Here is a 23,585-nt window from a genome sequence, read left to right as displayed (position 1 = left end):
CACCATGGTCGGCGGATGTCTGCCTCGGGAACGGACGGTTTCCGCCGAGCATGGCTCGGCGCTACCAGGGCATCAGGCATCAGCTCCACGGTAGCGTCGAGCCACGCTCGGCGAGCGCGCAGCGCGGCATCAGGCATCAGCTTCCCGGTAGCGCCGAGCCACGCTCGGCGAGCGCGCAGCGCGGCATCAGGCATCAGCTTCCCCGGTAGCGCCGAGCCACGCTCGGCGAGCGCACAGCGCGGCATCAGGCATCAGCTCCACGGTAGCGCCGAGCCACGCTCGGCGAGCGCGCAGCGCGGCGTGTACCTGCACCCAGCACGCCTCTACACCAGGCTGGCGTCGCCTTCCGGCTCCAGCGCCTTCACCAGCACGGCAGCCTGCGTGCGGCTGTGGCACTCCAGCTTTCTCAGGATCGCGGTGACGTGTACCTTCACGGTGTTCTCGGCCAGCCCCAGGGTGTAGGCGATCTGCTTGTTCAACAGGCCATCGGCCAAGCACAGCAGCACCCTGAACTGCTGCGGCGTCAGCTGGGCCAACCGGCTGGCCAGCAACGCATCGGCATCGGAGCGCTCAGCGGCCATTGCCGGAAACCACAAGCCGCCATCCAGGACGGCCACCACCGCTTCGCTGATCGTTTCCGGCGGCGCCGACTTGGGAATGAAGCCGGCGGCACCGAACTGCTGCGCCCGCCGGATCACCCGCGGATGGTCGTTGGACGACAGGATGACCACCGGGATGTCGGGGTGCGAACCGCGCACATGCAGCAGCGCCGAGAAACCGTGCGCCCCCGGCATGGTCAGGTCCAGCAGCACCAGGTCAACGTCCGGCTGCTGATCCAGCGCCTGTTCCAGCGCCTCGGCACTGGCCACCTCGCGCACGTTGACGTGCGGCATCCCCTGCCGCAGCGAATGCACCACAGCGGCACGCAGCAGGGGGTGGTCATCGGCCACCAGCAGGTTCAGTTCGCTCATGCCGCCATTGTAGAGCCGACTTCAGTCGGCTGCCTCCACAGGCTGCAGTCAATGACTGCCCCCAGCGCATCGTCTACCGCGCCGGACGCACGCTGCTGTTCCATGCATCAAGGAACTGCCGACGCTTGAGCGCATCCAGGTACACCAACAGCCCGGGGCCGAGCTGGATTGGCCGCAGGCTGCGCTCCGGGCTGCCATTGCCGATGCCGCCGCCGCGCACGATGGGCATCAGCCGCGCCTCGCGGGAAAGCACCTGCTGGCCGCGCGGCGACAGCAGATAGTCCAGGAAGCGGCCGGCCTCGGCGCTGTTGCGTGCGGTGCGCGGGATCAGCGCGGTGCGCAACATCACCAGGGTGTAGTCCTCCGGCTCGACGATGCCCAGCGGCTGGCCATCGTCGATGCGCGCTTGCGCGTAGGACCCCAGCACGTTGTAGACCAGCGACAGTTCGCCGCTGCTCACCTTGTCCAGCAACACACCGGTGCGTTCTTCCAGCACGACGCGGTTGTCACCCAGCGCACCCAGCAGCGCACCGGCGATGCTGCCGCGCTGGGCATCCTGCGTGGCCAGCAGATAGCCCACGCTGCTGCGGTTGATGTCATAGGTGCCTACCCGCCCGCGCAGTGGCGCATCCGGCGCGCGCAGCAGGTCCAGCAACTGCCGCCGCGTGCGCGGCACGCGCGAAGCAGGCAGCGTGCGGGTGTTGTAGACGATCGCCACCGGCTCGTAGCTGATGCCGAAGGCTTCGTTGCGCCATTTCGACCACGCGGGAAGGGTGTCGGCCTGCGCCGAACGATGCACCAGCGCGTGGCCGTCGTTCACCAGCTTGGCCTGCAGGTCCATGCCACTGGAGATCAGCAGATCGGCGGACGGCACGCGCGTGCGCTCACCCAGGTAACGCGCGTGCAGGTCCTGGGTGATGATGTCTTCGTAGATCACCTCCGTGCCCGGATGCAGGCGCTGGTAATCCGCGATCACCACGGCGAACACCTCGATGTCCGTGCTGCCATGGATGCGCAGGGCCGCCGTGGCAGGCCCGGTCGCCGGGAAGCGCTGCACGTCCCCCGGCTCGGCGTGCGCGGCAAGGGCGCTGAGCAGCAGCAACAGGGCGGCCAACAGACGGCTCATGCATGACTCCGGGGCAGGGTGATGGTGGCGACCAGCCCGCCTTCGCGGCGGTTGGCCAGGTCGATGTGGCCGCCATGGGCATCGACTACCCGCTTGACGATGGCCAGCCCCAGCCCGGCACCCCCCGCGGCGGCGCCCTCCCCGCGGGCGAAGCGCTCGAACACCCGCTCTGCATCGGCAGCGGCGATGCCGGGGCCATGGTCGGCGATCGTCAGCACAGCACTGTCGCCCTCGGTCGTCAGCGCCACCTGCAATGGCGCGGCCGCACTGTACTTGATGGCGTTGTCGATCAGGTTCTTGATCGCCTCGCGCAGCAGCAGCGCATCGCCCTGCACCCACACCGGTCCCGCGGTGACCAGCAACTGCACCCGCGGAATCGGATCCACCTGTGGCACTGCCTCATGCAAGGCCTGGTGCACGGTCTCGGCGAGATCAACCGGCGCGTAACGCTGCAGGTTCGACCGGTGGATGACGCTGGCGTCACTCAGCAGCTGGTTGAGCAGGCGGCTCATGTGGCTGGCGTTGCGCTCGATGGCCTGCAGACTCCGACGCATGTCTTCCGGGTCGTCATCGTCCAGCGCCAACTGCGCCTGCGCGCGCAAGGCGGCCAGCGGGGTGCGCATCTGGTGGGCGGCCTCGGCCATGAACGACCGCAGCGTTTCGTTGCTGCTGGACAGGCGTTCCATGAAGCGATTCAGCGCCGCGACCATCTGGTCCATCTCGCGCGGCACGTGCGCATCCAACGGTCTCAGGTCGGAGGGCTCCCGGCGCGACAGTTCGCGCTCCACGCGCACCAGCGGACGGAATGCACGGTGTACGCCTACGCCGACCAGGGCCAGGGACAGCAGCGACAGCACACTGATGGCCAGCAGGGCGCGGTTGACCATTTCCTGTGCCAGCGCTTCGCGCGCACGCCGCGTCTGCCCTACCTGCACGCGCACTTCTCCCTGCGCGGACGGCGAAGACAGGGTGCGTGCCACCACGGCGAAGCGCACGGTCTCGCCACTGTAGGGGGCATCGAACAGCTGCGGCGCAGGACCTTCGCCCGTGGCAGCGCGTGGCGCCGGTGGCAGGTCGCCGTAGCCGGTGATCAGGCTGCCGCGGCTGTCGGCCACCCGATAGAACACCCGGTCTTCCGGTGCCATGGCCAGCAGGTCCAGCGCGGCATAGGGCAGGTCGACCTGCCACTGGCCGTCCACCAGCGCCACCGAATCGGCAATGGACAGCGCCGAGGACACCAGCAGGTGATCGTAGGATCGATTTGCGGCGCGTTGGCCGTAGTCACGTGCAGCGAACAACAGGGCCACGGCGAACACCCCCAGCAACACGCCCAGGTACAGCGTCAGCGTGCGGCGCAGCGAAGGCGGCGCCGTCCGCTCACGGCGCTGCATCGATGTCTCCGGTGGCGGACTGGGCCGCCTCGAGCATGTAGCCCACGCCGCGCACGGTGACGATCCGCAGCGGCGCGGCCGCCAGTTTGCGGCGCAGTCGTCCGATGTACAGTTCGATGGCGTTGGGTCCGGCTTCGTCGTCGAAACCGAACAAGCCGTTGCCGATTTCGTCCTTGCCCACCACTTGTCCCCTGCGCCCGACCAGGATCTCCAGCAGGCGGAACTCACGATTCGGCAGTTCGATGAGCTCGCCGTCCAGACTCACCCGGTGCGCGGCGTTGTCGAACTGGAAGCCGCCGATCTGCACCAGTTCGCTGGCCTGGCCGCGGCCCCGTCGCAGCAGGACGCGGCAGCGGGCCTCGAACTCGCGGAAATCGAACGGTTTGCCGAGGTAGTCATCGGCACCCACATCCAGTGCCTGCACGCGGTCTTCGATGCCATCGCGTGCGGTCAACATGAGCACGGGCGTGCTGTCGCCGCGTTCACGCATGCCCGCCAGCACGCGCAGTCCGTCCAGCTTGGGCAGGCCGATATCCAGCACCACCAGGTCGAAGGCCTGGTAGCGCAGGACGCTGGCCGCGGCCAGGCCGTCAGCCTGCCAATCCACGGCGTGCCCGTTGCGGCGCATGCGGCGGATGATGGCATCGGCGAGGTCCGGGTTGTCTTCGACCAGCAGCAGGCGCATGCGGTTGTCGGGTGCGGGGGAGTTGAGATGCTAACGCACGGGGAGTGGGTCGAACGGGTGAGACCCCCTCGCGGCTGCCCTGAAGCTGGACTACCGGTTGGCGACGGGCGGGGTGGGTATGCGGGGCACGCGCAAGTACGTCCATGTAGCTCTTCGCGGCTCCTGCCGCTCAAGGCCCCGCATACCCACCCCGCCCGTCGCCCTGACGGTTTCCCGGTTGCTGCCTGCCGCGTATGAAGGGAGATGAAAAGCGGTAGCGCCGAGCCGTGCTCGGCGGGCGGAATGTGGGGAGTTCGCTGCACTGCACAAACCGCTGACAGGCGCATGACAGCTTGCGGGGAAGAGACTGCGGCCTCGCACCTGTTTCGGGTGCCCACGTTGGCCGCGCGCCGGGCGCGCACCTGGGAGGGTTTGTGGAAGAGTTTTCTGTTCGTTGGGCGGGCTTCGGTCGTCGTGCGCTGGTCGGGGCGGTGTGGTTGTCTGCTGCTGCACCGGTGTTTGCTGCGGATGATCAGCGCCCAGTCACCGCTGCAATCGGTGGCCGTCTGCACCTGGATTTCGCCACGTTCGACAACGATGGGCGCGGCACGCCGAACAAGGACGACACCGAAGTGCGGCGCGCGTGGATTGACGTGTCCGGCAAGTTCTTCGTCGTCGATTACAAGATGGAAGCCGACTTCTCCGGCGACCGTGTCGAAGCCAAGGATGTCTACCTGAGCCGCGGCTTCGGCGATGCCGGCCGGCTCACCGTCGGTCAGTTCAAGCAGTACTTCTCGCTCGATGACCGCACCGGCTCCAACTACGGCAGCTTTCTGGAGCGCGGCAACGCGGGCACCTCGCTGGCGCCGTTGTATCGCCTGGGCGCGTCCTGGCAGGCCAATCCGGGTGACTTCACCTGGGCGGCCAGCCTGTACAGCCTGGAGAGCATCGACGCGTGGCAGGTCAAGGGTCGCGCCGCCGGCGGCCGTGCCACGTGGGCGCCGAGTCCCGCAGCCGGCGACGTGCTGCACCTGGGTATTTCGCTGGCGCGCGAGCTGTACGACAACCCCGGTGCCAGCGGCGCCCCGGCGCTGCGCATCCGCCCACGTCCGGCAGGCCACCTGTCCGATGAAAGCCGGTTGACCCTGGTCGACTTCTCCGCCGGGCGCGATACCGATGTGGACAAGTGGTCGCTGGAGTATGCGCAGGTACGCGGTCCGTGGTCGTGGCAGGGCGAGTTCAGCGGGGCCACGTTCGACGACGGCCTGCAGCACGGCAAGGTGCTGGCCGGCTACGGGATGGTGAGCTGGTTCGTCACCGGTGAGTCGCGCGGCTACGACCGCAAGACCGGGCGCTTCGCGCGCATCCAGGATATCCGGCACAAGGCCGGCGCGTTCGAGCTGGCACTGCGCTATGACCAGATGCGGGGTGACCAGCATCTCATCGGCTTGCCCGACCTGCGCGATGGCAGCACCGAGGCATGGACGCTGGGCGGCAACTGGTACCTGCGCGACAACCTGCGCTTCATGCTCAACCTGATCGAGAGCCGCAACCGCGATCGCCTGGCCGACGTCACCGTCGACCGTACGCGCGCGGTCACCGGGCGCCTGCAGTTCGACTTCTGACCCCCCCCTCCCCTTCCCCTCCCGCCCTTTTCCGCAAGGAGTCCGCAGATGATGCTCAGCATCCTCGGCTTTGGCATGGTCATTACGTTCATGTATTTGATCATGAGCAAACGACTGTCGCCGCTGGTCGCCCTGATCACCGTCCCGATCATCTTCGCGTTGCTCGGTGGCTTCGGTGCCGGCATCGATGAAATGATGCTCGACGGTATCAAGAAAATCGCGCCCACCGGCGTCATGCTGATGTTCGCCATCCTGTACTTCGGGGTGATGATCGACGCCGGCCTGTTCGATCCGCTGGTCCGCATCATCCTCAACGTGGTGAAGGGTGATCCGCTGAAGATCGTCATGGGCACGGCCGTTCTGGCGATGCTGATCTCGCTCGATGGTGATGGCTCGACCACCTACATGATCACCGTCTCGGCGATGCTGCCGCTGTATCGGCGGTTGGGCATGAACGCATTGAACATGACCTGCGTGACGATCCTGGCGGGCGGCGTCATGAACCTCACCCCGTGGGGCGGCCCGACCGCGCGCGCCGCCACTGCGCTGCATGTCGACCCGGCCGATGTGTTCGTCCCGCTGATTCCTTCGATGGTCATCGCCTGCGCCGGCATCCTGGTGCTGGCCTGGTACCTGGGCATGAAGGAGCGCCGCCGCCTGGGCGTGGTGTCGCTGCCGCAGGGCGGCTCATGGATGGATTCCAGCGTGTCCGATGATGGCGATGCGCTGCCCACGGTTGAAGACGCCGAAGACATCAAGCGGCCGAAGCTGTTGTGGGTGAACTTCGGTCTGACCGCCGCGCTGATGGCCGCCCTGATCATGGGCCTGCTGCCGATGCCGATCCTGTTCATGGTGGGCTTCGCCATCGCCCTGGTGATCAACTACCCGAACCTGGCCGAGCAGCGCCGCCGGGTGGTCAACCACGCAGGCAACGTGCTGTCGGTGGTGTCGCTGATCTTCGCGGCCGGCATCTTTACCGGCATCCTCAACAACACCGGCATGGTGGAAGCGATGTCACACAGCTTCCTGGCGATCATTCCGGAGAGCTGGGGGCCGTACCTGGCGGTGATCACCGCGCTGGCCTCGATGCCGTTCACGTTCTTCATGTCCAACGATGCCTTCTACTTCGGCGTGCTGCCGATCCTGTCCGAGGCCGCCGGCAACTACGGCATCACGCCGGTCGAAATGGCCCGCGCTTCGCTGGCCGGCCAACCCGTACATCTGCTCAGCCCGCTCGTGCCCTCGACCTACCTGCTGGTGGGCCTGGCCAAGGTGGAGTTCGCCGACCATCAGAAGTTCACCCTGAAGTGGGCGGTGTTGATTTCCCTGCTGCTGATGGCGGGTGGCCTGTTGTTCTCGCTGTATCCGCTGTCCGCCTGAGGCGGCCCGTATTCCGCAACCTGGAGAAACCAATGACGCTTCGCATCGCATACGTCACCAGCGGCATGGGCAGTGTCGGCACCGCGATCTGCCAGACCTTGGCACGCTCGGGCCACACGGTGGTCGCAGGCTGCGCGCCGAACTCGCCGCGCAAGGCCGGTTGGTTGCGTGAACAGCGCGACCTCGGCTTCGATTTCATCGCATCGGAAGGCAATGCGACCGACTGGGCCTCCACCGCTACGGCGTTTGACAAGGTGCGAGCCGATGTTGGGGCGGTGGACGTGCTGGTCAACAACTCGGGCGGCAGCCGCGATGTGCTGTTCCGGCAGATGAGTGCCGATGACTGGAACGCGGTCATCGCGTCCAACCTCAACTCACTGTTCAACATCACCAAGCAGGTCGTCGACGGCATGACCACGCGTGGCTGGGGGCGCATCATCAACATCGGCTCAGTCAGCGCGCACAAGGGGCAGATCGGCCAGGTCAACTTCGCCACCGCCAAGGCCGCCATGCACGGTTTCAGCCGTGCACTCGCTGCAGAGACCGCAGCGCGCGGGGTCACGGTCAACACCATCTCGCCCGGTTATATCGCCAGCCAGGCGATCAGCAGTTTCCCGCCCGATGTGCTGGACCGGCTGGCGGCCTCGGTGCCGATCCGCCGCCTGGGCAAACCGGAGGAAGTGGCCGCGTTGTGCGGCTGGCTGGCCTCGGACGACGCCGCGTACGTGACCGGGGCGGACTATCCGGTCAACGGCGGTCTGTACATGGGGTGATGCGATGCGGTGGCACGCGGGGGGGTGACGACGGGTGGTCGTCACCCCCTTTCCGCTGCGCTCGCCGGGCATGGCGCGGCGCTACCCTGGGTGCCAGCGTGCGTTCCCGTTGCATAAAGCGAACAGCGTCGCAGTTACAACGAACGTTCGCTTTACCGTCAAAAAGCCGTCATTTCCGCTTTGCATAGTGGTTGGTGACCTGCAGCACGCAGGCCTTCCCCCATGCAACGGACCGACATGCAGACCCGACACCTGACGATTGCCGTGGCGATCGCGCTTTGCGCCGCCAATGCCCACGCCGCCGGCGAAACCCTCGCCGATACCGCCGTCACGGCGCAGACCCTGGACGCCGTTTCGGTGATCGGTCAAGGCGAAACCCGCCAGGTGCAGCGCATCACGGCCGTGGACAAGCAGGTACTGCCGCCCGGCACAAGCGGACAGAAGATCCTGGATCGCCTGCCCGGCGTGTCGGTGCAATCCAACGATGCGTTCGGGGCCAATGAGGAATCACAGACCATCAGCCTGCGCGGGTTCGACAAGAGCCGCCTCGGTTACACGCTGGACGGCATCCCGCTGGGCGACAACAGCTACGGCAACTACAACGGCCTGAGCATCGCCCGCGCACTGATCGCCGAGAATCTCGCCGGCGCCGAGCTCTCGCAGGGCATCGGCTCGCTGGGGGTCGCGTCCACCAGCAACCTGGGCGGCGCCATCCAATACTTCTCGATGGACCCCTCCACCGAGTTCGGTGGTCGTGCCAGCATCACTGCCGGCGATGACAACCAGCGTCGCGGCTATCTGCGCGTGGACACCGGCGACCTCAACGGTTTTTCCGCCTATGTGTCCGGTGTGCACCAGGACGCCGACATGTGGGCCGCGCCGTATCAGAACCAGACCACGCGCCAGTTCAATGCGAAAGCCGTATGGCAGGTCGGTGACAACCGTTTCGGCGCCTTCGCGGCGACCTCGCGCGCCAGCCAGGCGAACTATGCGTACCTGTCCAAGAGCATGCTGGAACGCGGCTTGGGCTATGACTGGAACATCTACGCACCGGACTGGGACCGCGCCGTTGCCGCCGCGTACTGCGCACCGGCCACACGCGATCCGGCACGCTGCGCCTTCAGCGGCGGCGTCAACAGCATCGATGATGCGTACTACCAGAGCCGTGCGCTGCGCGACGACAACCTGTACGCGCTGGATGCCGACGTCAAACTGGGCGACGCAGCCGGACTGAAGCTGCTGGCCTACCACCACGAGAACCGCGGCCAAGGCCATTGGTGGGCACCGGGCCAGCCCTCCCACCCCGGCACAGATCGCGCGCTGCCGATCTCGATCCGCAGTACCAATTACACCATCAACCGCCAGGGTCTCACGGCGGCGCTGACATGGCGCGTGGGTCTGCATGAGCTGGAGGCCGGCCTGTGGTACGAGAAGAACGACCACAACGTCGAACGCAATTTCTACTACATCGATGGCCCGTTCCTGGACGACACGTACCTCAACCATCCGGATCGCCGCCTGTTCGACCAGGACTTCGACATCCGCACGCGGCAGTTCTACGTACAGGACCGCATGCGCTTCATGGACGATCGCATGACCGTCGATGTCGGCATCAAGAGTCCGAACACCCGGATGACCGCACGCGCCAAGCCGGGCAACGAATCGCTCTATGCATCCGGCACGTTGACCGCAAAGGAATCGGTGCTGCCGCAGGCCGGCATCAGCTTCAAGCTGAGTCCCCAGCAGGAAGTGTTCGCCTCGTATGCAGAGAACATCGCGGCCTTCGTCGGCGGCGGCAGTGGCGGCCCCCTGCAGGTATCCCCGGAGTCCTTCGCTGCCAGCGTGGATGACCTGGAGCCGGAGAAGTCACGCACGTTCGAGGCAGGGTTCCGTCGCTTCGGCGAGAAGTACCAAGCGTCCCTGGCGGCTTACCACGTGATGTTCGACAACCGCCTGCTGTCGCTCAACCCGTGCACCAGCATCGAAGTCGGCACGCGGCCGGAATGCATCACGCGCTTCATCAACGTCGGCTCGGTCAAGAGCCAGGGCGCCGAGTTGACCTTTATCTTCAAGCCGATCGACGGCCTGCAGTGGTACAACGCGCTGTCCTGGAACAAGACCACCTACGAAGACGACTACACGTCCGGCGGCGCTGTCGTGCCGGTGGCCGGCAAGATCACCGTCGACACCCCGCAGCGCATGGCCTCCAGCGAACTGAGCTGGAACCGCGACGGCTTCTTCGCCAGCGTGCGTGCCAAGTACACCGGTAAGCGCTACTACACCTACACCAACGACCAGTCAGTGCCGGGCGTGACCACCTTCGATGCCGGACTGGGCTATTCCTTCGGACCGGGCATGGGCCTGCGCGACATCAAGGTATCGCTCAACGCGACCAACCTGACCAACAAGCGCTATGCCGGGCAGTTGAGCTCGTTCGCCCCGACCGATCCGACCGGCACCCGCTACGCGATCCACGCCAGCGCACCGCGCCAGGTGTTCATGACAGTGGGTGTGGATTTTTAACCTTCGGCGGGCGTTTGGTTTCATGGGTTGAGGCGGGGCGAGGGAACCATGCAGGACACGCCGCAAGTACGTCCATGTAGGCTCCTTTCGCCCCGTCCGGGGGCTCAAGGGTCCTGCATGGCTCCCTCGCCCCGCCTCCGGACAGTGGGCCGCCCCCGCCGGGTTGGGGGAGAGAGAAGAGCAAGAGCAAAAGCAAAAGCAAAAGCAAAAGCAAAAGCAAAAGCCGCCGAGCATGGCTCGGCGCTACCGCTTTTCTTTCTTTTATTACGTGGGTGGCGGCCACCGGAACCTGTCAGAGGGCCGGGCGGGGAGGCTGTGCGGGGCCTTGAGCGGCAGGAGCCGCGAAGAGCTACATGGACGTACTTGCGCGTGCCCCGCATAGCCTCCCCGCCCTGCCCCACGGCTGCAGCTCTGAACCAGCCACCCGCGAGGGGGTCTCACCCGTTCGCCGCACTCACTCCGGCAACAGCTGATCCATCCGTATCCGATTGGCGAACAGGGAAAACGCCAGCATCCCGGCCAGCCCATTGGCGCGGCTCACCCACTGTGGCAACCAGCGCGGTGGCTGCAGGATGCCCGCCTCGAACAACGGGGCGAAGGTGATCGCATCGGTCAGCGTCATCTTGCCAGCGAACAACCACCGGCAGACCTGCAGGCGATCCTCGGCCAGCATGTGGCGGAAAAACGTGTGCACCGACACCAGCCCGCGCAGGTACACCGTGTCCTTGGTGAAGGCCATGCCACCGCTGGGCGGTACACCGCGGAACACCCGCTGCGCAGAGGCAAAGCTCTCTTCCGCGTTCTGCCCCGCCGCGCAGAAGTAACGGTAGACCTCGATGAAGTCCGCGCCCTCCCGTGCCATCGCAATGGCCTCTGTCCGCAGGCTGATGCGCTTCAGGCGCTGGATGTCGATGCTGCCGGTGATCTGCTCGGCAAAGGTCGCCAGGCCTTCCTGGGTGGCGGTGACGCGCGGCGAGGACAGCGCCAGGCTGGGCAGCACAGATTGCTCACGCCCGTTGAGCGCGGTCAGTGAATGCACCAGCGCTTCATGGTGGAACAACTGCGCGCGGTCATAGGCACTGAAGCGCGCACTGGTCCGCAGGCGGAGGCGGGTAGCACCGGCAGCGGCCTTGGAAACCAGCTGCGGATCCAGTTGCACCTGGATGATGCGCGACTCGAAGAAGGCATCCAGATCGCCCTGCAGCTGCAACTGCAGCGCCGTCGCCGAGACCGGCACCTGCTCTTCCGGCGCCAGCAGTTCGTGATCCAGTTCAGTGGCAATCTGGATGAAATGCCGGGCCGCGTCGCGGGTGCTCGGTCCGTTTCCCGGCAGCGGCTGCTCGGGCGATCCGAACAGCTGCACCGAGCAGGCATCGACCGCGGCCGTGCCCAACCCTTCCAGCAGCTGCGCGGCAACATCCCAGCTCTGCGCCGACTCGGCGACATAGCGACCCAGCGGATGATCGGCATCGCACTCGGCGGTCAGCGCGGCCAGCGTACGTCGCGCATCGCTGAAATCCAGCTGGGGATACTCCACGTGCGGCAACCGCGGCTGGCCACTGGCCATGCTCGCCAGGAACGGGGACTGCAGGGCGGCGGGCCAGCTGGTGAGGCTCAGCAGCCGGATGCCACCGACGGCCTCGACCAGCCGCGCATCAAGCGCAGCGTGGTGGGCCACTTCGCGATCCAGCGTCGTGCTCTGGTCCATGAGCAGACTATACGGCAGTGATGGCCGCTGGCCATCAACAGGAAGGGCTGACGGCCCGGTAGTGATGGCCGCTGGCCATCAACATCAACGGCTGAAGGCCAGCGGCCGTCACTACCCGCCCCAACCGGCGTCAGCGCCGGCGTGGTTTGCCGGCGCCGCGGCGTGCGGCCGTACGTCGCTCCTGCGCCGTCTCCGCTTGGCGTACCGCCAGCTTGGCGGCGGCGGCAGCCACTTCGTCCTTCAGCTTGAAGTAGTTCAACACGCGGGTCTCTTCGATCGTGCCGTCCTCGATCGCCGCGCGTACCGCGCACCCGGGCTCCTGCTGGTGCAGGCAGTTGCGGAACCGGCACTGCTCGGCCAGCGCCTCGATATCGGCAAAGCCCCCTTCGGCCAGCGTCTCTTCGCCGGTCGGCTTGAGCTCGCGCATGCCAGGCGTATCGATCAGGCAGGCGCCCATCGGCAGCGGCATCAACGCACGGTGCGTGGTGGTATGGCGGCCGCGCGAGTCATTGGAACGCACGCTGTTCGTCTTCATCCGCTGCTCGCCCAGCAGCGTGTTGGTCAACGTCGACTTGCCGGCCCCGGAGGACCCGACCAGCACCACCGTGTGGCCCGGGCCTAACCACGGATGCAGCGTGGCGACACTGTCCGCATCCAGTCCGTTCACCGCACGCAGGGCGATGCCCTGCGCTTTCAGTTCATCCAGTACCGCCAGCGCATCTTCGCTGTACTCGGTCTGGTCGGCCTTGGTCAGCACCACCACCGGCACGGCCCCGCCGCCACCGACCAGCAGCAGATACCGTTCGATACGGCGTGGATTGAAATCCGAATCCAGTCCGCAGACGATGAACACCGTATCGACGTTGGCGGCGATGACCTGCTGGTGATAATGCTCGCCCGCCGCGCCGCGCTTGATCGCGGTACGACGCGGAAGCAGCGCGACGATGCGCACCCCCTCCAGCAGGACCCAGTCGCCGACGGCGGGCCGCTCATGGCTGGGAAAGCGCGGGCGCTGCCATTCGGGAAGCGATTCGGCCTTGATTGACGCATCGGGACCGTCTGCCACCACATAGTGCGTCCGGTGCTGCTCGATCACCCGCGCCGGCCGCGCCTGCGGATGCGCCTCCATCGCGGTGTACCAGTCGGCCTGGTCGTCCGCCGTGGGTGCTCCCGGCCAGGGCCAGCCAATCGTCTGCAGGGCGTTGTAATCAGGGGTCTCGGTCATCCTGCGCATTCTACCGGCAGCGGGGCATGCGGGCGCGGCGTCAGGCCCCACGCCCCCTTGCCATGCGCTGCAGCAATTCAGCTAGTATGGGCTTTCCATGCCCATTGACGGCCCGTCTGCCATGTCCACCCCCACGCCCAAGCCCCTGGCCATCCGTGAACGCCTTTCCGAAGTGCGCTACGAGATCCGAGGAGAGCTGGCGCGACGAGCGCGGGAACTGGAAGCGCAGGGCCGCACGCTGATCAAGTTGAACATCGGCAACCCGGGCAATTTCGGTTTCCGTGCACCGCAGCACCTGCAGCGCGCGATTGCCGATGACATGGGCCGTACCGACCCGTATACCCACCAGCAGGGGCTGCCTGTGGCCCGCGAGGCGATCGCCGCGGCCTACGCCCGCCGTGGTGCACCCGATGCCCATCCGGACCGCGTATTCGTCGGCAACGGCGTCAGCGAACTGATCGACCTGTCCCTGCGCGCCCTGCTCAACCCGGGCGATGAAGTGCTGGTGCCCTCGCCGGACTATCCGCTGTGGTCGGCCGCCACCATCCTCAACGACGGTCGCCCGGTGTATTACCGCTGCGCGCCGGAAAACGGCTTCCAGCCCGATCCGGACGAGATCGAAGCCCTGGTGTCTTCGCGCACCCGCGCCATCGTGCTGATCAACCCGAACAACCCCAGCGGCGCGAGCTATCCGCGTGAGCTGCTGGAGCGCATCGTCGCCATCGCGCGCAAGCACAACCTGCTGCTGATGGTTGATGAAATCTACGACCAGATCCTGTACGACGACGCGGTCTTCCAGCCGGTGGCCCCGCTCGCCGGCGACCTGCCCTGCCTCACCTTCAGCGGCCTGAGCAAGGTGCATCGCGCCTGCGGCTGGCGGGTGGGCTGGGCGATGCTGTCCGGCGAGGCGGAACGGCTGGGCGACTTCCGTGCGGCGATGGACCTGCTGAGCGCGTTGCGCCTGTGCGCGAACGTGCCGGGCCAGTACGCGATCGACGCGGCCGTGAACGGGCCCGATACGATCAGCCCGCTGTGTACGCCGGGCGGCCGCCTGTACGAAACCCGTCGCGCAGTGATCGACGCCTGTGCCGCCAGCGAGCATCTTTCGCTGGTCGCTCCCGCCGGCGCGCTGTATGCCTTCCCCGCCATCGTCGGTGATGCCGCGAAGGGCGTGGATGACCATGAGTTCGCGCTCGACCTGATGAACAACGAAGGGGTGCTGGTGGTACCGGGCTCCAGCTTCAACGTGCCGTACCGCCATCATTTCCGGGTCACCCTGCTGCCGGAAGCGGCCGTGATGCGCGATGTATTCGCGCGCATTGATCGCGCCTTGGCGCGCCGTGCAGAGGCCAACCGCAAGGTCGTGCCGCTGAAGCCACGCCGTTCGGCGGTCGCCTGACCGGCATGACGATGCGCTGGCTGGCCCTGGGTGATTCCTACACCATCGGTGAAGGCGTACCGGTGGCCGGTCGGTGGCCGCAGCAACTGGCGGCGCTGCTGCGTGCCCGCGGGATTGCGCTGACCGATCCGCATACCATCGCCACCACCGGCTGGACGACCGACGAACTGGATGCCGGCATCGATGACGCTGCGCCCCGTGGTCCCTTCGACTTCGTCAGCCTGCTGATCGGCGTCAACAACCAGTACCGCGCGCGCGCCGTGGATGCGTACGCGGTGGAGTTCACCGCGCTGCTGCAGCGCGCGCTTGCCTTCGCCGGCGGCAACGCCGGACGGGTGCTGGTGCTGTCGATCCCGGACTGGGGCGTCACCCCGTTTGCCGAGGGTCGCGACCGCGCGGCGATCGCACGGGCGCTGGATGACTACAATCGTGCGGCCGAGGATATCTGCAACGCGCACGGCGTGGTTTTCGTGGATATCACCGACCTGTCCCGCCAGCACGGGGCCGAACCGGCCATGCTGGTCGACGATGGGCTGCATCCTTCCGCCGCGCTGTATGCGCTGTGGGCGCAGCGCGCCCTGCCGCTGGCCGAGCGCCTGCTCGCCCGCGACGCCTGATCGGGTGACCGGCGCGCCGTCCTCCGCAGCGCACTTGCCCTCGCCGCTGCCGCCGTCGCAGGCACGCATGATCGCCACCGCCTTTCTGCCCGACAGCCCCTGGGGCAACCGCAGCCGCTACTACTACGTGCAGGCCAAGCTGCGCAGCGACCCGCTGTATCACGGCGTACTGCAGGCCTTGCCGACCGATGCGTTGCCCGTACTCGACCTGGGCTGCGGACTGGGCCTGCTGGGCCACGTGATGCGCCTGCAGGGTCGTGCGCAGGGGTATGTCGGCGTGGATCTCGATGCGGGCAAGATCCACCACGCCCACCATGCGCTGCAGCGTGCCGGGCTGGTCGACGCCCGTGTCGATCCGCTGGACCTGCGACGCCCCTTGCCAGCGCACTGCGGGCACGTCGCCGTGCTGGATGTGCTGCACTACCTGGACGCGCCGTCGCAGACCCTCCTGCTGCGTGCGGCCGCCGCGCGGGTGGCCGCAGGCGGACGCCTGCTGCTGCGCACGCCGCTGGACACAGGCGATGGCCGTGACCGCACCACCCGGCTCACCGACCGGCTCGGATGGCTGTCAGGCTGGATGCGCACCCGGCCGCGCCACTATCCCCGACCGGAGGCGTTGACCGAGATACTGGTCGAGGCGGGTCTTGAGGTCGAGCGTCCGCGCGCCCTGCATGGGCGAACACCGTTCAACAGCTGGCTGCTGGTGGCCCACCTCGCCCCCGGCTGATGGCCGGAAGGCGCTGTGGCCGGCGGGCGGGCCCATCATTCCGCAGGCAGACGGGCCTTCAGTCCACGCGCGTCCAGCGCCTGCAGCACGCCTTCGATGATCGTCAGGTTGTGCCCATGCGCACTGCCCTCGTGCAGCAGCACGATCGCCCCTGCCCGCAGATCAGGCGCCAGCCGCGCCAGCACCTGCGCCGGCGTGCAGGACACGCCGTCGAAACCGCGCGCACTCCAGCCGACGCGGGTCAGGCCGTGCTGTCGCAGCAACGGGGCGACGAACGGATTGGTCATGCCGACCACCGAGCGGTACCAGCGCGGCGGCTGCCCCGTCAGCGCCTGCAGGGCGTACTGGCACCGACCCAGTTCGGCTGCCATGGCCGTCGCCCCCAGACGCCAGAAGCGCCGCTCCGGGTGCGTATGGCTGTGGTTGCCCAGGTCGTGCCCGCGCGCCACGATCTCGCGCACCAGCTCCGGCTGGGCCAGTGCGCGCTCACCGACCAGGAAGAAGGTCGCCCGTGCCTGGTGCCGGTCCAGCAGATCCAGCACGCGGCGCGTATCCGGCCCCGGGCCATCGTCGATGGTCAGCCAGACCGCGTCGACCGCGGCCGGCAGCCGGCTGACGACCGGGGCGTAGAAGCGGCTGTTCGGCAGGAATACCGGCAGCAGGAACAGCGCATGGCTGGCCAGCAGCAGGCACAGGCCCCAGGCCCAGCCAGCCCACAGCCACACTCCCAGCGCCAGCACCTGGGACACGGCGAACGCGGCCAGGGCATGCCATGGCCAGCGCGGGGGGCAATGCAGCGTTTCCACAGCGGTCATGCCCCATGATGCCACGGGGGGTAGAATCAGCGGTTCGATATCACCGGATTTCAACCGCCATGTCCCTCGATCCCGCCCTGCGCTCGCGCATCGACACCATTCTCGCCAACGACCGCGTCGTGCTGTTCATGAAGGGACAGCCGGCCATGCCGCAGTGCGGGTTCTCGGCCAAGGCCGTGGGCGCGCTGCAGGATCTGGGCGTGGAGTTCGGCCACGTCAACGTGCTCGCCGACCAGGACATCCGCGAAGGCATCAAGCAGTACGGCGACTGGCCGACCATCCCGCAGCTGTACATCGATGGCGAACTGGTCGGCGGCAGCGACATCATCCTGCAGATGGCCTCCAGCGGCGAGTTGAGCAGCGTGCTCGGCCTGGCCGCGCCGGATCGCACCCCGCCGTCGATCACCGTCACCCCGGCCGCCGTGGAGATGCTGAAGGGCGCACTGGCCGATTCGCCCGGCGCGTCGCTGCAGCTGGGCATCGATGCCCGTTTCCAACCGAACTTCCAGCTGGCCCCGTTCGATGCCAATGCCATCGCTGCCGAATCCAACGGCCTGCGCGTGCAGTTCGACCTGGCCAGCGCGCGCCGCGCCGACGGCGTCACCATCGACTGGGTGGACGACATCCGCGGCAAGGGCCTTGCGATCGACAACCCGAACGCCCCCAAGGCGATCACCGAGCTGTCGGTGCGCGATGCCGATGACCTGGTGCGTGCCGGTACGGTCGTGCTGGTCGACGTGCGCCCGGCCGAAGAGCGTGCGATCGCTGCCGTCGGCGTGCCGTTCAAGGTGTTCGATGGCAACGGTCGTGCCGAGCTGGAAGCGTTGCCGAAGGACACCGCGCTGGCCTTCCTGTGCCACCACGGTGGACGCAGCGCGCAGGCCGCCGAACAGTTCCGCGCATTGGGTTTCAGCAAAGTGCACAACGTGACCGGCGGCATCGATGCGTGGTCCGATGACGTCGACAACGGCGTGCCGAAGTACTGAGCCCTCCCCGGATGGCGGGCCGCTGTGCCCGCCTTTTCAAGGTAGCGCCGAGCCATGCTCGGCGAACCGGGCAACAGCGTGGCGGGTCACGCACCTGCACTACCCGCTGAAACCGCCCTCTGCCAGATAGTCCAGCTCGTCCAGCGTCGGCATCCGTCCGAGCACTGCATTGCGGTGCGGGAAGCGCCCGAAGCGCTGGATCAGCTCACGATGCAGTTCGGCGAACTGCAGGTACTCCTTGTCACCCAGCACGTCGAACATCGACACCGACCGTTCCTGGTCCTGCGGGTCTTCGGAGTGCTCGAACGGCAAATAGATGAAAGCGCGCAGTTTCGGCACCAGCTGCAGGTCCAGTCCTTCCTCCACGGCCCGCATGGCGTAATGCCTTGCCAGTCCATCGGTGGCATACGAGTGGGCGGTGCCGCGGAAGCAGTTGCGCGGGAACTGGTCCAGCAGGAGCATCAGCGCCAGCGCGCCCTCCGCCGTGGACAGCCAGTACTCGCGTGCCCGTGATGCGGCGGCATGATGCTCCTCAAGGAAAAGACGCCGGAAATGGGCATCGAACGCATCATCGCGCGCGAACCACTTCGCCGGACCGGCTTCGGTCCAGAACGCCACGACCTGTGCTGCCATGTCCATGTCCTGCTCCACCGGTTGGAGGGGGAACTGCGTGCTCTTCATGGGGCGATTCTACGAGACACAACGGGCTGTGCGTGACCCGGCCCGCAGCACCGCGCTGGTGGCGCCAGGCCGAAGGTCACTTGGCAAGCAGCGGTCCACTCCGCTAGCTTCAGCGACCTGCACCACCACGCTTACGGGGACATCATGCACAACCTGCTGCGCGCCGGCATCGGCCTGGCGCTGCTGTCGCTGGCCGCTGCGCCGGCCATCGGCGCTTCGCGCTTCATCCAGGATCCGTATCCGAGCACGTACCAGCCGCGCAGCAGCGAAGCCGTACTGATCCACAACGCCACCGTCCTTACCGGTACCGGGCAGCGCCTGGACGATGCGGACGTGCTGCTGCGTGATGGAAAAGTGGCGGAGGTCGGCCGCGGCCTGCAGGCCGGCACCGACGTCCGCCGCATCGACGCGCGCGGCCGCTGGGTGACGCCGGGCCTGATCGACGTGCATTCGCACCTGGGCGTCTACCCCAGCCCCGGCGTCAGCGCGCACAGCGATGGCAACGAGATGACCGCCCCCGTCACCGCCAATGTGTGGGCCGAACATTCCGTGTGGCCGCAGGACCCCGGTTTTGCCGAGGCACTCGCCGGCGGCGTGACCAGCATGCAGGTCCTGCCCGGTTCGGCCAATCTGGTGGGCGGGCGTGGCGTGGTGCTGAAGAACGTACCGACCACCACCTACCAGGCCATGAAATTCCCCGGCGCCCCCTGGGGACTGAAGATGGCCTGCGGCGAAAACCCCAAGCGCGTCTACGGCGGCAAGGGCACCGCGCCCGGTACGCGCATGGGCAATGTCGCCGGTTACCGCGCCGCGTTCATCGATGCCAGCGACTACATCGCCAAGAACACCAGCAAGCCGGCCAAGCCCAAGCGCTGGTTCGGTGGTGACAAGGAAGACAGCAGCGGCGACAGCGGCGGCAAGCGCGACCTCAAGCTGGATACGCTGGCGGGCGCCATCCAGGGCGACATCCGCGTGCACATCCACTGCTATCGCGCCGATGAAATGGCGACGATGCTTGATCTGGCCGACGAGTTCGGCTTCAAGATCGCTGCCTTCCATCATGGCGTGGAAGCCTACAAGCTGGCAGACCGGCTCGCCGCAGAGGGCGTCTGCGGCGCGCTGTGGGCAGACTGGTGGGGCTTCAAGATGGAGGCCTTCGACGGCATCCAGGAGAACATCGCGCTGGTGGATCGGCCCGCCAACAGCTGCGCCATCGTGCACTCGGATTCGCCCGAAGGCATCCAGCGCCTGAACCAGGAAGCGGCGAAGGTGATCGCGTCGGCCCGCCGGGCCAACATGCCGGTCATCGCGCCGGAACGGGCCATCACCTGGATGACCTACAACGCGGCCAAGGCGCTGGGTATCGAGCAGCACACCGGCACGCTGGAGGCCGGCAAGAACGCCGACGTGGTGGTATGGAACGGCAATCCTTTCAGTTCGTATGCATTGGCCGACGAGGTGTTCATCGACGGCCACCGCTACTTCGACCGCGCCGATCCGGGCAGCAAGCCGGTGTCTGATTTCCGTCTTGGCCAGGAGGTGCGGTGATGGGTAGTCGTTCGACCATGAAGATCAAGCGCCAGCGGGCGTGGCTTGCCCCGGCGATGGCGTTCCTCGCCGTGGCCTGCGTGCTGCCGATGACGGTCACAGCGCAGGATCTGCTGATCCGCAATGCAACCGTGCATACGGTGGGTGCGCGCGGCAGCCTGGACAACGCCGATGTGCTGGTCCGTGCAGGGCTGATCCAGTCCATTGGCACGGGCCTGGCCGCACCGGCCGGGGTACCGGTGGTGGAAGCCAACGGCCGCCCCCTGACGCCGGCCCTGTTTGGTGGCATCACCGAGATCGGCATCGAAGAGGTGTCGGGCGAAGAGAGCACCGTGGACAGCACGCTGACCCTCGATTCGCAGCCGCTGCGGCCTGAGTTCGACGTCACCCTGGCCTACAACCCCGCTTCGATCCTGGTGCCGGTCGCCCGCGTGGAGGGCATCGGTTTCACTGCACTGGGTGCCCATACCGGTGGCGGCTTCGTCGCCGGCCAGGGCGGCGTGGTGCGACTGGACGGCAGCGCCGATCCGATCGGCCCGCGTGCGCTGTACCTGCGCCTGGGGTCGGCTGCCGCCGAGCTGACCGGCAAGTCGCGCGCCGCGCAGTGGATGCTGCTGCAGCAGATGATCGACGAAGCGCGTGGCCGGGTCGGCACCGATTCACCGCATGCCCTGCTCACCGCCGCGGGACGCCGCACGCTGGCCGATTACCTGGCGGGCAAGGGCCGCATCGTCATCGAGGTGGACCGCGCATCGGACATCCGCCAGTTGCTGCGCTGGTCCGCACGCGAGAAGGTCAAGATCGCGATCGTGGGAGGCGCCGAAGCCTGGCAATTGGCTGCAGAACTCGCGCAGGCACGCGTGCCCGTGTTCGTCGACGGCCTGGGCAACCTGCCCACGACCTTCGACCAGATCGGCGCCACGCTGGAAAATGCCGCCCGCCTGCGCAAGGCCGGCGTGGAGGTCAGCTTCGCGCAGAGTGGCGATGCCTCGCACAACGCGCGCAAGATCCGCCAGTTGGCCGGCAACGCCGTAGCGCATGGACTGCCGTGGGCGGACGGCCTGGCCGGTCTGACCCGCGTACCGGCCCAGGCACTCGGTGTCGGCGATCGCATCGGCAGCATCGAAGTGGGCAAGCTGGCGGACCTGGTGTTGTGGGAAGGCGATCCGCTGGACGTGGCCCACTATGCCGAACAGGTGTGGCTGGGCGGGCGGGCGATGCCCATGCGTTCGCGCCAGACCGAGCTGCGCGACCGCTACCTGCAGCGCACCGCACAGCCCTGACCCCGACGGAGACGATGCAATGGCGCTGCGCTGGTACTTCGATTTCGTCTCCCCGTACGCCTATCTGCACTGGCAGAAACTGAAGACCCTGCCGCAGTTCCCGCGCATCCAGCCGGTCCCTATCGCCCTCGGGGCCGTACTGCATCACCTGGGCAACCTGGGGCCGGCAGAGATCCCGGCAAAGCGGCGCTTCGCCTATCGGCAACTGCTGTGGACGGCGCAGCAGGAAGGGGTGGCCCTGCGCTTTCCACCGGCCCATCCGTTCAATCCGCTGCCCGCCCTGCGCCTGTGCATCGCTGCCGGCTGCACCACGGCAGCCGTTGATGCGCTGTTCGACTGGATCTGGGCTCAGGGCCGCGCTGCCGATGAGGCGGCTGCGCTTGCCCAGCTGGCGGAGGTGCTGGACGTGGAGGATGTCGCCAGCGCCATCGCCGCGGTGGAGGTGAAGGAGGCCTTGCGCCGGAATACCGATGCCGCGATCGCGGCCGGGGTGTTCGGCGTGCCGACGCTGTCGGTCGATGGCGAACTGTTCTGGGGCAACGATGCGCATCGGTTGATGGCAGCCGTGCTGGACGATCCGGGCCTGCTGATGCAGCCGGACTGGCAGGCCGTGCTGGACCTGCCCACCGCCGTGCACCGGAATCGCTGAACGTCCGGCACGCGCGCGGCCCTCCATTTTGCGATAGCGTTCACGCTTTCAAGCCAGCAAACGCGCCTGGAGGGGGCCTGCGAATGCGTATAGGAATCGTCGTCGACTCGGCCTGCGACCTGCCGCAGGACTTCATCACCCAGCACAGGATCGTCCTGCTGCCCATCACCGTGCGGATCGGTGAAGCCATCCTGGCCGACCACCGTGACGAGCAGGCCACCCTGAGTTTCCTGCATGCCCACGTTGCCGAGCATGGCGCCGAAGCGGAGACCATCCCCTTCAGCGTGCAGCAGATCCGCGACCTGTTCCTGCAGCGCCTGGTCATCGATTACGACCACGTGTTCTGCATGACCATCACCAAGACGCGCAGTCCGATCCACGACAACGCGATGCAGGCCAGCTTCGCCATCCTCAACGATTACAAACCCGTCCGGCAGGCGGCGGGCTTCAACTCGCCCTTCGCCCTGCGGGTGATCGACACGCAGAACCTGTTCGCCGCCCAGGCGGTGACCGCGATCGAGGCCGTGCGCCTGCGTGAAAGCGGCGCCAGCGTGCAGCAGATCCGCGAGCGGCTGGAAGAACTGGCCGGCAACGTGCATGGCTACATGATCACCCGCGACCTGTATTACATGCGCGCGCGGGCCCGGCACAAGGGCGATCGCAGCGTCGGATTGCTCAGTGCGGCGCTGGGTAGCGCGCTGGACATCAAGCCGGTACTGCACGGGTATCGGGGCGAAACCGGCCCGGTGGCCAAGATCAAGGGCTTCGACAACGCCGTGACCAAGCTGTTCGATGTGGTCGGCCAGCGCGTACGTGCCGGGCTGATGACCCCGACCGTGTGCCTGAGCTATGGCGGCGAACTGGACGAACTGCGTGCCCTGCCTGGCTACGCGTCGCTGCGCCAGGTCTGTGGGGACCATGGCGTAGAAGTGTATGAAACGGTGATGAGCCTGACCGGCATGGTCAACGTCGGCAAGGGGGCGCTGACCGTCGGCTTCGCGGATGGTCCGCATCGTTTCGAATGATGAGGCCAGAGCACTCTGCACACGGTTTGCACTTCGCCCCTGCAACGCTTGGCACATTGAACGGAGATCCCGATGACCACGTACTACATCAGCCTGCCTGACCCGGCCAAAGCCCGCGGCAATGACACCGCCCTGTCCTTCCATTCGCAGGGCGCGCAGGGATTTGCTGAAGAACTGCAGGCCGCATTGACTTCCACGGCACTGTTCGACAAATGGAAGGCAAAGCAGAACGACCCCGATGCCGTCCCCGCACAGTGGGGCGTGACCGATCCGGGCGCCACCGTGAGCGGCACCCAGGATGACCTGCGGATCAACCTGCAGGTGACCACCAGCATCAACGGCGACGTATTCCGCCAGCGCATGGGCCTGCTCGCCGGCCACCACTGGGAACTGCGCGAAGTCCGCTGAAGAAAAAAGGGGACGGAGGGGATTAAGTCGTTTTCGGCCATGCCGCCTGCGCCTTGATCCC

General features: G+C 67.0%; 21 protein-coding genes. 13 read left to right on the top strand and 8 right to left on the bottom strand.

Annotated elements, in window-relative coordinates; translation table 11 throughout:
- Positions 1–323 precede the first annotated feature (323 nt).
- The 4 genes from ICJ04_RS03750 to ICJ04_RS03735 form a co-directional block, all read right to left on the bottom strand.
- Positions 324–971, bottom strand: a complete 648-nt coding sequence (locus ICJ04_RS03750; RefSeq protein ID WP_188326218.1) for a response regulator transcription factor — start codon at positions 969–971, stop codon at positions 324–326.
- Positions 972–1,044: 73 nt separating this feature from the next.
- A complete protein-coding gene (locus tag ICJ04_RS03745) occupies positions 1,045–2,097 on the bottom strand; it encodes an ABC transporter substrate-binding protein (RefSeq protein ID WP_188326217.1) in 1,053 nt (350 codons plus the stop codon).
- Positions 2,094–3,488 (bottom strand): sensor histidine kinase, encoded by a 1,395-nt coding sequence (locus ICJ04_RS03740; protein WP_188326216.1) that lies wholly within the window; start codon positions 3,486–3,488, stop codon positions 2,094–2,096. Before ICJ04_RS03740 ends, ICJ04_RS03745 begins: the two co-directional genes overlap by 4 nt.
- Positions 3,475–4,173, bottom strand: coding sequence for a response regulator transcription factor (locus ICJ04_RS03735; protein ID WP_188326215.1), 699 nt, complete (start codon positions 4,171–4,173; stop codon positions 3,475–3,477). The genes ICJ04_RS03740 and ICJ04_RS03735 overlap by 14 nt, the downstream gene beginning before the upstream one ends.
- Before the next feature lie 458 nt (positions 4,174–4,631).
- Between ICJ04_RS03735 and ICJ04_RS03730 the strand changes: the two genes are divergently transcribed.
- The 4 genes from ICJ04_RS03730 (at position 4,632) to ICJ04_RS03715 (ending at position 10,453) form a co-directional block, all read left to right on the top strand.
- Positions 4,632–5,777, top strand: coding sequence for a porin (locus ICJ04_RS03730; protein ID WP_188327189.1), 1,146 nt, complete (start codon positions 4,632–4,634; stop codon positions 5,775–5,777).
- 51 nt (positions 5,778–5,828) lie between these two features.
- Positions 5,829–7,157, top strand: coding sequence for a CitMHS family transporter (locus ICJ04_RS03725; RefSeq protein WP_188327188.1), 1,329 nt, complete (start codon positions 5,829–5,831; stop codon positions 7,155–7,157).
- 32 nt (positions 7,158–7,189) lie between these two features.
- Positions 7,190–7,930, top strand: a complete 741-nt coding sequence (gene phbB / locus ICJ04_RS03720) for an acetoacetyl-CoA reductase (RefSeq protein ID WP_188326214.1) — start codon at positions 7,190–7,192, stop codon at positions 7,928–7,930.
- Between the two features lie 237 nt (positions 7,931–8,167).
- A complete protein-coding gene (locus ICJ04_RS03715; protein WP_188326213.1) occupies positions 8,168–10,453 on the top strand; it encodes a TonB-dependent receptor in 2,286 nt (761 codons plus the stop codon).
- Between the two features lie 454 nt (positions 10,454–10,907).
- On the opposite strand, the gene ICJ04_RS03710 is transcribed toward ICJ04_RS03715, so the two are convergent.
- Entirely contained in the window at positions 10,908–12,161 is a 1,254-nt protein-coding gene (locus ICJ04_RS03710) for a flavohemoglobin expression-modulating QEGLA motif protein (RefSeq protein ID WP_188326212.1), read from the bottom strand.
- Between the two features lie 130 nt (positions 12,162–12,291).
- A complete protein-coding gene (rsgA, locus tag ICJ04_RS03705; protein ID WP_188326211.1) occupies positions 12,292–13,386 on the bottom strand; it encodes a ribosome small subunit-dependent GTPase A in 1,095 nt (364 codons plus the stop codon).
- Positions 13,387–13,507: 121 nt separating this feature from the next.
- Between rsgA and ICJ04_RS03700 the strand changes: the two genes are divergently transcribed.
- The 3 genes from ICJ04_RS03700 to ICJ04_RS03690 all read left to right on the top strand — a co-directional run bounded on the left by ICJ04_RS03700 (position 13,508) and on the right by ICJ04_RS03690 (position 16,129).
- A complete protein-coding gene (locus ICJ04_RS03700; RefSeq protein WP_188326210.1) occupies positions 13,508–14,785 on the top strand; it encodes a pyridoxal phosphate-dependent aminotransferase in 1,278 nt (425 codons plus the stop codon).
- 5 nt (positions 14,786–14,790) lie between these two features.
- Positions 14,791–15,402 (top strand): SGNH/GDSL hydrolase family protein, encoded by a 612-nt coding sequence (locus tag ICJ04_RS03695; RefSeq protein ID WP_188326209.1) that lies wholly within the window; start codon positions 14,791–14,793, stop codon positions 15,400–15,402.
- Between the two features lie 67 nt (positions 15,403–15,469).
- Positions 15,470–16,129, top strand: coding sequence for a methyltransferase domain-containing protein (locus ICJ04_RS03690; RefSeq protein ID WP_188326208.1), 660 nt, complete (start codon positions 15,470–15,472; stop codon positions 16,127–16,129).
- A 35-nt stretch (positions 16,130–16,164) separates the two neighbouring features.
- Here the strand turns inward: ICJ04_RS03690 and ICJ04_RS03685 are convergent, their stop codons facing one another.
- A complete protein-coding gene (locus tag ICJ04_RS03685) occupies positions 16,165–16,944 on the bottom strand; it encodes a polysaccharide deacetylase family protein (protein ID WP_188326207.1) in 780 nt (259 codons plus the stop codon).
- Between the two features lie 59 nt (positions 16,945–17,003).
- Between ICJ04_RS03685 and grxD the strand changes: the two genes are divergently transcribed.
- Complete coding sequence (gene grxD, locus ICJ04_RS03680; protein WP_188326206.1) at positions 17,004–17,930, top strand: Grx4 family monothiol glutaredoxin; 927 nt, start codon at positions 17,004–17,006, stop codon at positions 17,928–17,930.
- 99 nt (positions 17,931–18,029) lie between these two features.
- Here the strand turns inward: grxD and ICJ04_RS03675 are convergent, their stop codons facing one another.
- On the bottom strand, positions 18,030–18,569 hold the full coding sequence (locus ICJ04_RS03675) for a DUF924 family protein (protein ID WP_188327187.1): 540 nt from the start codon (positions 18,567–18,569) through the stop codon (positions 18,030–18,032).
- A 186-nt stretch (positions 18,570–18,755) separates the two neighbouring features.
- On the opposite strand from ICJ04_RS03675, the gene ICJ04_RS03670 reads away from it, so the two are divergent.
- The 5 genes from ICJ04_RS03670 (at position 18,756) to ICJ04_RS03650 (ending at position 23,524) form a co-directional block, all read left to right on the top strand.
- Positions 18,756–20,159, top strand: a complete 1,404-nt coding sequence (locus ICJ04_RS03670) for an amidohydrolase (RefSeq protein ID WP_188326205.1) — start codon at positions 18,756–18,758, stop codon at positions 20,157–20,159.
- Positions 20,160–20,215: 56 nt separating this feature from the next.
- Complete coding sequence (locus ICJ04_RS03665; protein WP_223203033.1) at positions 20,216–21,442, top strand: amidohydrolase family protein; 1,227 nt, start codon at positions 20,216–20,218, stop codon at positions 21,440–21,442.
- Positions 21,443–21,461: 19 nt separating this feature from the next.
- Positions 21,462–22,091 (top strand): DsbA family protein, encoded by a 630-nt coding sequence (locus ICJ04_RS03660; RefSeq protein WP_188326203.1) that lies wholly within the window; start codon positions 21,462–21,464, stop codon positions 22,089–22,091.
- 83 nt (positions 22,092–22,174) lie between these two features.
- A complete protein-coding gene (locus ICJ04_RS03655) occupies positions 22,175–23,116 on the top strand; it encodes a DegV family protein (protein WP_188326202.1) in 942 nt (313 codons plus the stop codon).
- 72 nt (positions 23,117–23,188) lie between these two features.
- Positions 23,189–23,524, top strand: a complete 336-nt coding sequence (locus tag ICJ04_RS03650) for a hypothetical protein (RefSeq protein ID WP_188326201.1) — start codon at positions 23,189–23,191, stop codon at positions 23,522–23,524.
- The last annotated feature ends 61 nt before the right edge of the window (positions 23,525–23,585 follow it).

The sequence above is a fragment of the Stenotrophomonas sp. 169 genome, assembly GCF_014621775.1.
Lineage (GTDB): Bacteria > Pseudomonadota > Gammaproteobacteria > Xanthomonadales > Xanthomonadaceae > Stenotrophomonas.
Note: the sequence above shows the minus strand (reverse complement) of the source record. Positions and strands in the feature narration are given on the sequence as shown.

Excerpts from the sequence above, each read along its gene's own strand:
- ICJ04_RS03750 (WP_188326218.1), bottom strand. The coding sequence starts at position 971 with ATGAGCGAACTGAACCTGCTGGTGGCCGATGACCACCCCCTGCTGCGT.
- ICJ04_RS03745 (WP_188326217.1), bottom strand. The coding sequence starts at position 2,097 with ATGAGCCGTCTGTTGGCCGCCCTGTTGCTGCTGCTCAGCGCCCTTGCC.
- ICJ04_RS03740 (WP_188326216.1), bottom strand. The coding sequence starts at position 3,488 with ATGCAGCGCCGTGAGCGGACGGCGCCGCCTTCGCTGCGCCGCACGCTG.
- ICJ04_RS03735 (WP_188326215.1), bottom strand. The coding sequence starts at position 4,173 with ATGCGCCTGCTGCTGGTCGAAGACAACCCGGACCTCGCCGATGCCATC.
- ICJ04_RS03725 (WP_188327188.1), top strand. The coding sequence starts at position 5,829 with ATGCTCAGCATCCTCGGCTTTGGCATGGTCATTACGTTCATGTATTTG.
- phbB (WP_188326214.1), top strand. The coding sequence starts at position 7,190 with ATGACGCTTCGCATCGCATACGTCACCAGCGGCATGGGCAGTGTCGGC.
- ICJ04_RS03715 (WP_188326213.1), top strand. The coding sequence starts at position 8,168 with ATGCAGACCCGACACCTGACGATTGCCGTGGCGATCGCGCTTTGCGCC.
- ICJ04_RS03710 (WP_188326212.1), bottom strand. The coding sequence starts at position 12,161 with ATGGACCAGAGCACGACGCTGGATCGCGAAGTGGCCCACCACGCTGCG.
- rsgA (WP_188326211.1), bottom strand. The coding sequence starts at position 13,386 with ATGACCGAGACCCCTGATTACAACGCCCTGCAGACGATTGGCTGGCCC.
- ICJ04_RS03700 (WP_188326210.1), top strand. The coding sequence starts at position 13,508 with ATGTCCACCCCCACGCCCAAGCCCCTGGCCATCCGTGAACGCCTTTCC.
- ICJ04_RS03695 (WP_188326209.1), top strand. The coding sequence starts at position 14,791 with ATGACGATGCGCTGGCTGGCCCTGGGTGATTCCTACACCATCGGTGAA.
- ICJ04_RS03690 (WP_188326208.1), top strand. The coding sequence starts at position 15,470 with ATGATCGCCACCGCCTTTCTGCCCGACAGCCCCTGGGGCAACCGCAGC.
- ICJ04_RS03685 (WP_188326207.1), bottom strand. The coding sequence starts at position 16,944 with ATGACCGCTGTGGAAACGCTGCATTGCCCCCCGCGCTGGCCATGGCAT.
- grxD (WP_188326206.1), top strand. The coding sequence starts at position 17,004 with ATGTCCCTCGATCCCGCCCTGCGCTCGCGCATCGACACCATTCTCGCC.
- ICJ04_RS03675 (WP_188327187.1), bottom strand. The coding sequence starts at position 18,569 with ATGGACATGGCAGCACAGGTCGTGGCGTTCTGGACCGAAGCCGGTCCG.
- ICJ04_RS03670 (WP_188326205.1), top strand. The coding sequence starts at position 18,756 with ATGCACAACCTGCTGCGCGCCGGCATCGGCCTGGCGCTGCTGTCGCTG.
- ICJ04_RS03665 (WP_223203033.1), top strand. The coding sequence starts at position 20,216 with ATGGCGTTCCTCGCCGTGGCCTGCGTGCTGCCGATGACGGTCACAGCG.
- ICJ04_RS03660 (WP_188326203.1), top strand. The coding sequence starts at position 21,462 with ATGGCGCTGCGCTGGTACTTCGATTTCGTCTCCCCGTACGCCTATCTG.
- ICJ04_RS03655 (WP_188326202.1), top strand. The coding sequence starts at position 22,175 with ATGCGTATAGGAATCGTCGTCGACTCGGCCTGCGACCTGCCGCAGGAC.
- ICJ04_RS03650 (WP_188326201.1), top strand. The coding sequence starts at position 23,189 with ATGACCACGTACTACATCAGCCTGCCTGACCCGGCCAAAGCCCGCGGC.